Below are 11875 nucleotides of genomic sequence, written 5' to 3'. Positions count from 1 at the left end.
TTTGAGAGCGGGAATATGGTCAGGCGATATAAAAAGAAGCCGTTTTATGAAGCGTCAAAAATCCCGCAAGCGACGGTCTTTAAAGTGGTTGCCGGATACACAATGGGCATGAGTGCTCAAAAATGCGCTGATCAAGTTGGCATTTCACGCCAATCCGTACAAAAAATATTTACCGATATCGGTGAACGTGTTGTTTGGCTATTAGATGGCCACTTTCCAACCAGCAATAATAAAATGGGCGACTTCATCACCAAGTTCGGAGATGTCGCAGTGTTTAATCAAATGCTGGAATTGCTGAAAGAGAAATCAGGTGGAATATTAGGCCAGTATGGCTCAGAAATAACCTATGAAGATTTTAAGAATTACAGAGATACGGGGGCAATCACTGTAAATGGCCAGCAAGGTCAGGAAAAAACGGCAACCCATCATTTTTTTCGTTATCGTATTTTAAATTTACTGATCCGGTTGTCTGAGAAAAACTATGGTATTCGCGAAGCGCAATACCCAAGGCATTATGCGTTTTGTAAGCTTTATTATCTGGTGTTAACGGTGATGATGTCGCAGACGATTCATGAAAGTAATGCAACAGGCGTTACTCACGCACAAATGCATGAAAAAATGCTATCGCAAGTCGATGAAGATAAACGTAACAAGCTAGAGTCAATGATATTCGAAGCGAAGTGCAATATGGTGTTGTGTATGCTGCTTATTTTTTCACTGTATGAAGAAGCTATATAAGCGCTATTGAGTCTTTTTTCTGAGTCCCGTTATACTTTTAATTAAATAGGTTTTGTGGACTACAAAAATGAGAGCGATTTGTTCTGGGTGTGGTGAAAGTTTTTCTGACGAAAACTTAGATAACTGTGAATGTGGGCGCACTGCGTGTTATCGCTGCCTTGCCCTGCATAAGCAAGAAACAGGACATTCAAGCACCAGTGACTTAGGACGGTTCCGCGTCCAGCTTAATGAGCAATTTACCAGAGCGTTCTTGAAGGATCTTGAAAGTGAATTACTCACTTATCCTGAAGTTGACCGCTGTTTCAATCTAGCCTTGCCCCAAGTTGTTAGCACATCGGTCTGGTTGACGCATAAGGAACACGGTGAAAAGCATTTTGATTTTAAGATGACGCGAAAACAATACGAGCAGTTACTGAATACCTTCGATAACAATAGCCAGAATGTGCTTAACTTTTATGTTGATCGGGTGACAACATACCTCCAGTTGGTTATTGAAGAACTAAATAAGACATCTGTCGGCTGACCTAAGTTACTTCAAAAGCAATCCTCTCCAGCCATTCATGCTTTTTTTCTAACAGATGACCACGGCCATATTTCGGGCCACGGCTTTTATGCCCCATTAGTTCATCAATCACTTCTTCTGGCGCACCAATATCGCGCAAGCGGTCTTTGAAGGTGTGCCGCAGTGAATAAAGTGTTTGTTTCGGCGTTGGCCGTAATTCGTTCTCACGTAGATATTTGTTAATCGCTGTGGATGCAGTATCTGAGTTGCTATAGCGGTGAAAGCCATGTGGCTGCTTTTGGAACGCATGCAGAGATGCACCGACAAGCGGGATCTTGCGATCAGAATGTGGTGTTTTTAATGCATGGCCTTCATAAGGCTGAATCCAAATGAACGGAATTTCTCCAGTAAGGATAATATCCTCTTTGCGCAGCCCAATCAGCTCTGATTCGCGCGCGCCTGTGTCGCTCATCGCGAATATCAGCATTCTCGCTTCATCATTTAGCCCAGCAAGAGCATCGCCCTTAAGCAAAGTATTCTGAACATAGCTGGCCTCAAAAGGCTGACGCGAATTTTTATCCATTTTAAATTTAAGCTCCTCAAAGAGGCGACGAAAATTTATATCTATTTCATTATCTAGGGCAATAGTGGCGAGAATGTCTTTCACATAGCCAAGGTTCTTATTGGCCGTATTGGCCAATATTTCCCGCTTGGCAATGCGGTCTCTCAATGCCGTGTGGAATTTAAGAATGTCAGAACGCTGTAAGTCCTGTACCGCTTTATCTTTACCAAGTACATCAATAAAAAACATAAAACCAGCTTGTCTGGGATTGCGCCATTTTCTGATTTGATTAGAGGATTTGTTAACCAGCCGAATTTTTGTGATTTCCCAATACTGTTTTAAACAGTCTTTAAGCAAGATATTGGGTTTGTCGATGCCGCCAAGTACGGCTTTTACCGTGTCGGTGCTGTCTAATTCTTTGCTTATATGGGTAATGCGCTCAACGATGCGATCAATGGGCGCTTCGCTGATTTCAACAGCGCTTCGGTAGTTTAGGTTAAAGGTTCTTGCGCGTTTTACTGCAAGCTTATAGTCGATTTTAGGGCTGGGCTCGCCATGCTGAATAACGAGGCTGCGCCAGTATTCTTCAATAAAATCATTGTGAATCATTGCTTTGCGCATTGCCTCGCGGCGATCTCGCGTTTGAAGCGAGCTGCGCACAAATTTTCTAGGGTCAAAATGTGCCACATATTCTGGCACTCTGCGGCGGTAATAGTACACGCCATTTCTTTGCATCAAGTAATCGGTCATCGTCCATGTATCCCAATTTGTATCCCAAAATGTAACTCAAATCGGGGATGCAACAGACGGAGCACTGCTTAGTAAAAAGCAAAATCGTGCCTATACAATATGTTACCGGATAATTATTTAAAATATTGTTAAGGGAAATGGCGGACACGGTGTCTGCCTATGTGGCAAGTGTGAAATTGGTTTTATTAGCAATTTCAATGCCTTAGTGTTTAACCCTTAAGTGATACTTTAAAATGTATCCCGTTTTATGCCTGTTTTAGTATCCCAGCGATTTTGAGTTACAAGTAAAGATCATGACCGATTAAGTCAATGAAAAACCGTCAAGCGAGAAACTCGCCTTTGGGTAAGTTTAGATGCTCACATTTTCAGCAACGGCTTGCGCGCGTGCCAACGCTTTCTTAGTTTGCATTCTGGCTTCGTATTCACGCTCTAATCGTTCAAAAATAGGCAGGTAGGTTTCGCCATGAATAGCGACAACTTTAGCCGCAACCTCATAAGCTTTTTTCAGTTCTTCGTCAGAAACACGTTGTGACATGGTATTACTCCTTTTCTTGTTAGCCACTCGATTTAACCGCTTAAAGCTTTGTTAAATCTTCCTGTGATAGAGTAATAAATGAAGGTGTAATAAGGGGCATGTCAAGCCTGAAGCAGACATCCCCCTCGTGTTGCACCCCCGATTACTAAAAGCAGCCTGACTTGGGGTATAAACCCCTGTAAAGTCGGGCTACTGCAACATGTCTATTAGATCATATTTTGGTTAAAAAACGCTTAACTATAGGTTGTTCTGCATATTCTTATGCCGCAATCATTTGAAATTCATACAGCCTGAATACTTATTCTGAAAATTATTTTTAACGTACCGTCTGGGCTTGTCTTGGCCTGTCATTGCTGTTTAAAATTACTTGCTTCTCAGCTATTTACGCACCCCTTTATTACTTTATAGGATGTCCTTAACTTAATTTTGGGATGCAATTTTTACGGGTAGTTTTTACCTTTAAGTGCAGGGCTTAGTCTGTATAACCCGATTGGTTAGCGTTAACGGAATGGTAAGGAATTTGCCATAAACTTGAAGTTACCGATTACGCCAGATGTGTGTGGTAGTACCACACGGTCTGGGCAAGGGGTTGTATTACATAACCCCCGTTGCATCCCCATCGTAAATAGCGGAGGGGAAATCCATGAAAAACGAATTCAACAATTTAGGCGGCAATAGCAATTTTCCACCTGATAACTTGTCCGGCATTTTCAATGCGGCAAGTGATCCCAATCATCTCATTCTTGCAAAAAATGGCGAGGCACCAACTCCCAAGAAAAAGCGGCAGGCACCGTTTTCTTTGCGGCTCAGTTTTAACGAACGTCAAGAACTAGAGCAGCGTTCTGAAGATGCTGGCATCTCCATGGGGAGTTATTGCAAGTATGCCATTTTTGATATTCCTCCTCCGCGTCGCGCAAAGCGACCTGTGCGCGATAAGGCTGAGCTGGCGAAACTTCTGGGCTCTGTGGGTAAGATTGGTAACAACCTTAACCAAATCGCACGCCAGCTCAATGTACACGGCTCAATAGAAGTGCCAGAGCTCCAGCAGGCGCTGGAAGACCTGACACTGATCCGTGAGTCTGTCATGAAGGCGCTAGGATATGCAGATGATGACTCTACGCCGCTTTATCCTGACAGTGGAATGCAACGGAATGATCATTAAAGCCTCGCAACGTAGTGGTGCCAGAAATCTGGCTAACCACCTTGCGAACACTCAAGACAATGATCATGTCACGTTACATGAAATACGAGGGCTGGCTGGCCAGTCTTTAAATGCGGCCTTATTAGAGATCGATGCGGTCTCTAAGGGCACGCAATGCCAGCAGCCTTTGTTTTCTGTGTCCTTTAATCCACCGCAGGATGCGGATGTGAAACAAGGCCAGTTTGATGCCGCCTTTGCCAAGCTTGAACAAAAGCTTGGGCTCACGGATCAGCCACGTGTCGTGGTGTTCCATGAGAAAGAGGGACGGCGGCACTGCCATGTGGTTTGGTCACGCATAGATGTAGACAACATGCGTGCAATCAACATGTCGCATTTCAAAAATAAATGTACAGAAATAAGCCGCGAGCTTTATTTAGATAACGGCTGGGCAATGCCCCAAGGTTTACAAAACAAAGCTGAGCGCGATGCATTTCAGCTTGCCAACAGCGAATGGCAAAAGCTTAAACGTCACGGTATTGATCCCAAAGAGATTAAATCACTAATCCAGAAAGCGTGGCAAAGCTCAGATAATAGTGAAAGATTTAAACAGGCTTTGAAAGATTCTGGCTTGTTTCTCGCAAGGGGCGACAAGCGCGGCTTTGTGGTGATTGACCATACCGAGAAAGTCTATTCGCTTTCCCGCCATGGTGGTATTAAAGCCAAAGAACTTAAAACGCGCTTAGGTTCGCCCGACGATTTGCCATCTATCGCCCTCACAAATGTGCGTATTCGCAATATCTACACCAAAGAAATGCTGGGCAAGGTAAACTCACTGAAAAACCAGCACAAGGCGCAAATGCGACCTTATGAAGATCAGAAAGCTGCGTTAATAAAGAAGCAGCGCCAAGAGCGGCGCGAGCAGCAAGAACAGCATAACTTAAAGCGCAAAGCGACAATGCAAACAGTGCGTAGTCGTTTTAGAAAAGGCGTAATGGGCTTTTTCGACAAAGTAACAGGTAAAGCCGAGCGATTGCGCCTGATTGGCCGCAAAGAACTCAATGCCGTAAAAGCTGAGCATGCAGAATCTCGCCATAAAATGATATTCGAACACAACCGCGAACGCGCTGAGTTGCAAAAGCAAATGCGCCAGAACAAAGAACGCCAGCTCGAAGAACGCAGACAACTGGCTAAAACCATACAGCAAATTCGTGCAGAGCAACGCGCTGAGCAGAAACACGACAAATTACGCCAAGGCTTTGAGGATTCAACGCTTGATAAAGGCCAAGACAAGCCAAAACAAGATAAAGACGGGCAAGCTATCAATAGAGCCCGCAAGAACCGTAGAGAACGTGATCTGGATTGATCACGTTATATGTTTAGACGATTGCAATCTAGTGTATAAAACTAACCCTAAGTATCAGCTTTACCTTGCTCATTCCCCGATTTTCTCATATTCTCCCTTATAGTCTCATGGGTGGATAAACTATGAATGATGAAATTCTGACCTTGAAAGAGGTGGCTGACTATCTCAAGTTGGCAGAGAAAACCGCGTATCGACTAGCCGCAGAGGGTAAATTGCCCGGATTTAAGGTAGGTGGCAGTTGGCGGTTTAAGCGAGAAGATGTCCTTAAATGGATCGAAGAACAAAAAAACAAGGCTAAATAATGGATCATTCTGTACACAATAAACTCGTATCTTTCATTTGGAATATCGCGGACGACTGTCTTCGCGATGTTTATGTGCGTGGTAAATACCGTGATGTAATTTTGCCTATGGTGGTACTTCGTCGCTTGGATACATTGCTTGAGCCAAGCAAACAGGCCGTATTGGACGAAGTTAAGTTTCAGAAAGAAGATATGAATGCCACAGAACTTGATGATGAGCCGCTCAAGGCGGCATCAGGTCAGGTGTTTTACAATGTTTCTAAATGGACGTTAAAAAGCCTATTCAGCACAGCGACTAACAATCAGCAAATCTTGCTAGCTAACTTTGAGGAATACCTCAATGGCTTCAGTGATAACGTAAAAGAGATTATTGAGCGTTTTGAGCTGCTATCAAAAATTCGCCATATGGCAGGTAAAGATGTGCTGCTTGATGTGCTTGAGAAATTTGTTTCGCCGCATATCAACCTCACTCCTAACCAAGTAGAAGATCCAGACGGTAACAAGTTACCAGCCCTAACAAATTTGGGTATGGGTTATGTATTTGAAGAGCTTATTCGTAAATTCAACGAAGAAAATAACGAAGAAGCTGGTGAGCACTTTACGCCGCGTGAAGTAATCGAGTTAATGACGCATCTTGTTTTTGATCCTATCAAAGATGATTTACCGCTAACAATGTCTGTTTATGACCCTGCTTGCGGTAGCGGTGGGATGTTGACTGAATCTCAGAACTTCATTGAAGAGAAGTATCCAGCCAGCGCTTCATCTCAAGTGCAGCGTGATATTTACCTGTACGGTAAAGAAATCAACGATGAGACCTACGCTATCTGTAAGTCGGACATGATGATCAAGGGTAATAACCCTGAAAACATCAAAGTAGGCTCAACGCTCTCAACGGATGAATTTGCGTCTGACCGATTTGACTTCATGTTGTCAAACCCGCCATACGGAAAAAGCTGGGCTTCAGAGCAAAAGAATATCAAAGACGGCGGCGAAGTTATTGATCCGCGATTCAAGGTCGAACTAACGGACTATTGGGGCAATAAAGAAACCGCTGATGCAACACCGCGTTCTAGTGATGGGCAGCTTCTGTTTCTTATGGAGATGGTGAGCAAGATGAAATCACCATCCACAAGTCCAATGGGGACGCGAATAGCTTCAGTTCATAACGGCTCTAGCTTGTTTACAGGTGATGCTGGTGGTGGTGAAAGTAATATCCGCCGCTTTATCATCGAAAACGATATGCTCGATGCCATTGTGCAGCTACCTAATAACCTGTTTTACAACACAGGTATTACAACCTATATCTGGCTATTGAATAACAACAAGCCAGAAGCGCGTAGAGGCAAAATTCAGCTTATTGATGCTAGTTTGCTATTCCGAAAGCTACGCAAAAACCTAGGCAATAAGAACTGTGAATTTGCGCCAGAACATATTGCTGAAATTACACAAGCTTACCTTGATTGTGCTGATATAGAACGGACATTAGATGCTAATAACGATGCTGTTGGCATAGCCAGCCAAGTATTTAAGAACGAAGATTTCGGTTATCACAAAGTCAATATCGAACGCCCTGATCGCAGAAAAGCCAAGTTCACACCAGAAGCCATTGCGCCGCTACGCTTTGATAAGTCATTGTTAGAAGTGATGGAGCACTTGTTTGAAGAGCATGACGATAAAGTCTACGACCAAGGCTTTTTAAAAGGCATAAGCAAAGACATTTTAGAATGGTGCGAAGACAACGATATTAGTGTTAACGCCAAAGCCAAATCAAAACTACTGGATGAGAAATACTGGCAGAAGCTGCGTGCTATTCTTGAAGCCGCTAATCTGCTCATGCAAGAAATTGGCAGTGATGAATTTAAAGACTTTAATCTATTTAAAGTCAAAGTTGATGCTGTACTCAAAGAACAAAAAATCAAGCTGTCTGCACCAGAGAAAAATGCGATATTAAATGCTGTTAGTTGGTATGACGAGCATGCAGAAAAGGTCGTTAAGAAAGTCGTGAAGCTTTCAGACACCAAGTTGGAAGAGCTGTTAAACCATTTAGGATGTTCTCAAAATCAATTAGCAGACTTTGGTTATTACTCTACAAGCGCCTGCGGCGACGATAAAAATAGTGCAGGCGAATATATTATTTACGAGCCAAATTCAGATCTACGCGACTCAGAATCTGTTCCCCTCGCTCAAGAAATTCATGACTATTTCTTAGAAGAAGTGAAGCCGCATGTTGAAGAAGCGTGGATCAATTTAGATAGTACTAAGATTGGTTACGAGATCAGCTTTAATAAATACTTTTATCGCCATAAACCACTTCGAGAACTGAGTGAAGTGGCAAACGATATTATTGACTTAGAGCAGAAAGCCGAAGGCTTAATTGCGCAAATACTGGGTGTAGATGTTGCTGAAATTCAAGGAGAAGCATGATGACAAATTTGTCGGGAGCAAATTTGAACAACGGCTCAGCCGTTGGCTCGCAGAGTGAGGGCAGGGATAGCCCGAGTAATGCTTTAGCAGCAATACCAAAATATCAAGCATATAAAGATTCAGGTGTTGCGTGGCTTGGTGAGTTACCACGCCAGTGGGACGCTATTAAAATGAAGTATCTTTACCGAGATACATCAGTGAAAAATAAAGCTAGCGAAACTTTACTCTCCGTTACGCAAACTCAAGGAGTTGTTCCCAGAGAGTGGGTTGAAAACAGGATGGTAATGCCCTCAGGGAATCTGGCAAGTTTTAAATTTATTAAGAAGGGAGACTTTGCCATCAGTCTGAGGTCGTTTGAAGGTGGGCTTGAGTATTGCCACCATGATGGAATCATAAGTCCCGCTTATACGGTTTTAAAAGCTAAACACTCACTTTTATGCAGTGGTTATTATAAGTACTTGTTCAAAAGTCAGGCTTTCATTTCGGAGTTACAAACATCGGTCGTTGGTATACGAGAAGGGAAAAACATAAGCTATGAGGAGCTTAGATATTCTTTGCTGCCAATCCCGAAACCGCAAGAACAGTTTAGTATTGCCAATTTTCTAGACCAAAAGACAGCACAAATCGACGAAGCGATTGCTATCAAAGAAAAGCAAATCGCACTGCTTAAAGAGCGGAAGCAAATCATTATTCAAAAAGCTGTCACTCAAGGGCTTAATCCAAATGTGCCAATGAAAGGTTCAGGTGTGGATTGGATGGGGAAAGTCCCCAAGCACTGGAAGGTAAAAAAGCTAAGATATTTAGGTAATACTCAAAATGGTATAAGTGCCGGAGCCGAGTATTTTGGTGAAGGCTTTCCCTTTGTTAGCTATGGGGATGTATATAAAAATCGTGTATTACCTTCATATGTTAAGGGCTTGGCTAAATCCTCAAGTGGCGATCAGAAACTCTATTCTGTTCTGTCTGGAGACGTTTTTTTTACTAGAACTTCGGAAACGGTTGATGAAATAGGGTTTGCTTCTATTTGCTTCGAAGCGATAGACAGAGCAACCTTTGCAGGTTTTCTTATTCGATTTCGCACATTAAGTACTGAGTTAACCAAAGAATTTTCAAAGTATTATTTTAATGCTCCTATGATGAGGGAGTATTTTGTTACTGAGATGAATTTGGTTATTCGCGCTTCTTTAAGCCAAGAACTTTTGAAGAACCTATTGGTTGCGCTTCCTCCAGTGAAAGAGCAAATGAAAATATTCGAATACTTAGAGGATATATCAGAAAAGATTGATGCCTCGATTAGTCTTCAAATAGAGCAAATCGGAAAGCTTAAAGAGTATAAGTCCTCTCTGATTAACAGCGCAGTAACTGGCAAAATCAAAGTGGCTTAGCAAGGAAGTGAAATGTTTACAGTCAATTATCAAAGCAATCGTATAAAGGCAGTAAAAACCAAGACATTCAGTGAGCTTGGTTTTACTGAGCGCAAGCACCTTCAAGAATGGCTTGCATATGAGCCTTCTGCCTTGGGCGAAGAGCTGCTCATTATCCAAAAGGAATTTGATGGCTTTGATGATACCCGCGAACGCCTTGACCTTTTGGCGCTTGATAAAGACGGGAACTTGGTCATTATCGAGAACAAGCTCGATGACAGTGGCCGTGATGTGGTTTGGCAGTCGCTAAAATATGCGTCCTATTGCGCCAGCTTAACCAAACTGCAAATCGTTGAGATATTCCAGCAGTATCTCAACCGATACGACAAGCAGTCTTCTGACGAAGTTGTTACGGATGCTTCAACGCAAATCTGCGAATTCCTCGATGCGCCTGATCTTGATGAGGTAAAGCTCAATCTTGGTAATAGCCAACGCATCATGATGGTGGCTGCTAACTTCCGCAAAGAAGTGACCAGCACCGCACTGTGGCTATTAGGTCAAAGTATTAATATCCAATGTTTTAAAGTAACGCCGCATTCTCTTGGTGAGCAGCTCTTTATCAATATTGATCAAATTATTCCCACGCCTGAAGCGAAGGAGTTGATGATCGGTATTAACGCAAAAGAAGCAGAAGAGAAGAGCACTGAAATTGTTCGAAAGCATCGCCATACAGTAAGGCATGATTACTGGGAACTGTTACTGGAAGCGTTCCGAAATAGCTCATGCACTTTATACAATAGTGTCAGTCCAAGCAAAAAAGATCACTGGCTAAATGCTGGTTCGGGTGTAACTGGCTGCCCCTTTAGTTTGATTTTTAATCAAAAAGAAATACGTGTTGAATTATGGCTGAGTCGAGCCAATCAAGAGGACAACTCTTTTCTATTTGAGCAATTAAGCAAGCAGCGTGAAAAGATTGATGCTGCCTTTGGTGATCACTTAGAGTGGCTCCCACTAGAGAATAAAAAATCCTGCCGTATCCAGTATACAAAGCCTGCCGATGGATTTAATCGTGAATTATGGGGTGACTGGGTGCGGTGGCATCTTACCCACATGACCAAGCTGGAAAAGGCGTTAAAAACACCGCTACAGAAAGCCTCTGAAGTACTGAAACTCAATAAAAATTAGCAAGGAGGCTAGTATGACCAATCCAATAGAAATTTACACCAGTGATGACGGGCAAGTTCAGCTTGCTATCGAGTTACAGGAGGAGACACTCTGGTTAACCCAATTGCAAATGGGGGACTTATTCGACACCACGCCAGAGAACGTGCAGATGCACTTGAAAAATGTCTTTATTAACAAGGAGCTAGACGAGTCGGCAACTACCAAGGATTTCTTGGTAGTTCGCCAAGAGGGTAAACGGCAGGTAAAACGTAAGCTCAAGCACTACAACCTAGACGCCATTATATCGGTAGGCTACCGGGTTAGCTCTTCACGCGCCACCCAGTTCCGTATTTGGGCTACACGCACTTTAAAACAGCACTTGGTCGAAGGCTATACCCTAAATCAGCAGCGTTTGGCACAACGCGGTATTGAAATGGAGCAGGCGTTGAGCCTGTTATCGTCCACTTTGCAAAATCAGCAAATGATTAACGAATCGGGCGAAGCGGTATTGGCAGTGATTAGTGATTACGCCCGTAGTTGGAGTTTATTGCAAGCCTATGATGAGCAATCGCTCACTGATAGCCAGCAACAACAATCGAAAATGTATGCATTCAAATTGGAATCTGTGCTGAAAGCCGTTACTGAGTTAAAGAAGGGTTTAATAGCCAAAGGCGAAGCAACCGAGCTGTTTGGCCAGTTACGCGGTGAGGGCTTGGCCTCTGCCATTGCCACCATTGAGCAGGGTTTTGGCGACGAGCTGTTTTACCCCAATGTGGCCTGTCGTGCGGCAAATTTGTTGTATCTGGTGATTAAAAACCACCCCTTTGCCGATGGCAATAAACGCACGGGTTCCTTTTTGTTCCTGTGGTATTTGCGCTTGCATCAGCACTTATTGGCAAAGCCTGTAGAGCAAATAATTAACGATAACACCTTGGTGGCTCTGGCTTTATTGGTTGCAGAGAGCAAGCCAGAACATAAAGAATTGATGATTCGATTGGTCGAGCATTTTATTTTACTGAAACAAGATTAAG

Annotated in this window: 11 protein-coding genes; 9 read left to right on the top strand and 2 right to left on the bottom strand. The window is 43.1% G+C overall.

Annotation, left to right across the window (positions count from 1 at the left end):
- Positions 1-15 precede the first annotated feature (15 nt).
- Both CYCME_RS12040 and CYCME_RS12035 read left to right on the top strand, forming a co-directional pair.
- Positions 16-738 (top strand): hypothetical protein, encoded by a 723-nt coding sequence (locus tag CYCME_RS12040; RefSeq protein ID WP_020933194.1) that lies wholly within the window; start codon positions 16-18, stop codon positions 736-738.
- Between the two features lie 67 nt (positions 739-805).
- Entirely contained in the window at positions 806-1261 is a 456-nt protein-coding gene (locus CYCME_RS12035) for a hypothetical protein (protein WP_020933193.1), read from the top strand.
- Between the two features lies 1 nt (position 1262).
- On the opposite strand, the gene CYCME_RS12030 is transcribed toward CYCME_RS12035, so the two are convergent.
- Positions 1263-2552: a DUF6538 domain-containing protein gene (locus tag CYCME_RS12030; protein ID WP_020933192.1), complete on the bottom strand. Its 1290-nt coding sequence runs from the start codon at positions 2550-2552 to the stop codon at positions 1263-1265.
- A 349-nt stretch (positions 2553-2901) separates the two neighbouring features.
- A complete protein-coding gene (locus CYCME_RS12025; protein WP_016390411.1) occupies positions 2902-3087 on the bottom strand; it encodes a hypothetical protein in 186 nt (61 codons plus the stop codon).
- Positions 3088-3730: 643 nt separating this feature from the next.
- Here CYCME_RS12025 and CYCME_RS12020 point away from each other — a divergent pair.
- The 7 genes from CYCME_RS12020 (at position 3731) to rhuM (ending at position 11874) form a co-directional block, all read left to right on the top strand.
- Positions 3731-4249: a plasmid mobilization protein gene (locus CYCME_RS12020; protein ID WP_020933191.1), complete on the top strand. Its 519-nt coding sequence runs from the start codon at positions 3731-3733 to the stop codon at positions 4247-4249.
- Positions 4194-5591 (top strand): relaxase/mobilization nuclease domain-containing protein, encoded by a 1398-nt coding sequence (locus tag CYCME_RS12015; RefSeq protein WP_144276115.1) that lies wholly within the window; start codon positions 4194-4196, stop codon positions 5589-5591. Before CYCME_RS12020 ends, CYCME_RS12015 begins: the two co-directional genes overlap by 56 nt.
- A gap of 122 nt (positions 5592-5713) precedes the next feature.
- A complete protein-coding gene (mads1, locus tag CYCME_RS12010; RefSeq protein WP_020933189.1) occupies positions 5714-5893 on the top strand; it encodes a methylation-associated defense system helix-turn-helix domain-containing protein MAD1 in 180 nt (59 codons plus the stop codon).
- Positions 5893-8316, top strand: a complete 2424-nt coding sequence (locus tag CYCME_RS12005) for a type I restriction-modification system subunit M (protein ID WP_020933188.1) — start codon at positions 5893-5895, stop codon at positions 8314-8316. The genes mads1 and CYCME_RS12005 overlap by 1 nt, the downstream gene beginning before the upstream one ends.
- On the top strand, positions 8313-9701 hold the full coding sequence (locus CYCME_RS12000) for a restriction endonuclease subunit S (RefSeq protein WP_223253197.1): 1389 nt from the start codon (positions 8313-8315) through the stop codon (positions 9699-9701). Before CYCME_RS12005 ends, CYCME_RS12000 begins: the two co-directional genes overlap by 4 nt.
- A gap of 12 nt (positions 9702-9713) precedes the next feature.
- The gene (locus tag CYCME_RS11995) at positions 9714-10865 is read left to right on the top strand and encodes a DUF4268 domain-containing protein (RefSeq protein WP_020933186.1); all 1152 of its coding nucleotides are present in this window, start codon (positions 9714-9716) and stop codon (positions 10863-10865) included.
- 13 nt (positions 10866-10878) lie between these two features.
- Complete coding sequence (gene rhuM / locus CYCME_RS11990) at positions 10879-11874, top strand: virulence protein RhuM/Fic/DOC family protein (protein WP_020933185.1); 996 nt, start codon at positions 10879-10881, stop codon at positions 11872-11874.
- Position 11875: the final 1 nt, after the last annotated feature.

The organism is Cycloclasticus zancles 78-ME (assembly GCF_000442595.1).
Taxonomy (GTDB): domain Bacteria; phylum Pseudomonadota; class Gammaproteobacteria; order Methylococcales; family Cycloclasticaceae; genus Cycloclasticus; species Cycloclasticus pugetii.
Note: the sequence above shows the minus strand (reverse complement) of the source record. Positions and strands in the feature narration are given on the sequence as shown.

Bases quoted from the DNA above. Each gene is read 5' to 3' on its own strand.
- CYCME_RS11995 (WP_020933186.1), top strand. From the start codon at position 9,714: ATGTTTACAGTCAATTATCAAAGCAATCGTATAAAGGCAGTAAAAACC.
- CYCME_RS12015 (WP_144276115.1), top strand. From the start codon at position 4,194: ATGATGACTCTACGCCGCTTTATCCTGACAGTGGAATGCAACGGAATG.
- CYCME_RS12040 (WP_020933194.1), top strand. From the start codon at position 16: ATGGTCAGGCGATATAAAAAGAAGCCGTTTTATGAAGCGTCAAAAATC.
- CYCME_RS12030 (WP_020933192.1), bottom strand. From the start codon at position 2,552: ATGACCGATTACTTGATGCAAAGAAATGGCGTGTACTATTACCGCCGC.
- CYCME_RS12005 (WP_020933188.1), top strand. From the start codon at position 5,893: ATGGATCATTCTGTACACAATAAACTCGTATCTTTCATTTGGAATATC.
- CYCME_RS12025 (WP_016390411.1), bottom strand. From the start codon at position 3,087: ATGTCACAACGTGTTTCTGACGAAGAACTGAAAAAAGCTTATGAGGTT.
- mads1 (WP_020933189.1), top strand. From the start codon at position 5,714: ATGAATGATGAAATTCTGACCTTGAAAGAGGTGGCTGACTATCTCAAG.
- CYCME_RS12000 (WP_223253197.1), top strand. From the start codon at position 8,313: ATGATGACAAATTTGTCGGGAGCAAATTTGAACAACGGCTCAGCCGTT.
- CYCME_RS12020 (WP_020933191.1), top strand. From the start codon at position 3,731: ATGAAAAACGAATTCAACAATTTAGGCGGCAATAGCAATTTTCCACCT.
- rhuM (WP_020933185.1), top strand. From the start codon at position 10,879: ATGACCAATCCAATAGAAATTTACACCAGTGATGACGGGCAAGTTCAG.
- CYCME_RS12035 (WP_020933193.1), top strand. From the start codon at position 806: ATGAGAGCGATTTGTTCTGGGTGTGGTGAAAGTTTTTCTGACGAAAAC.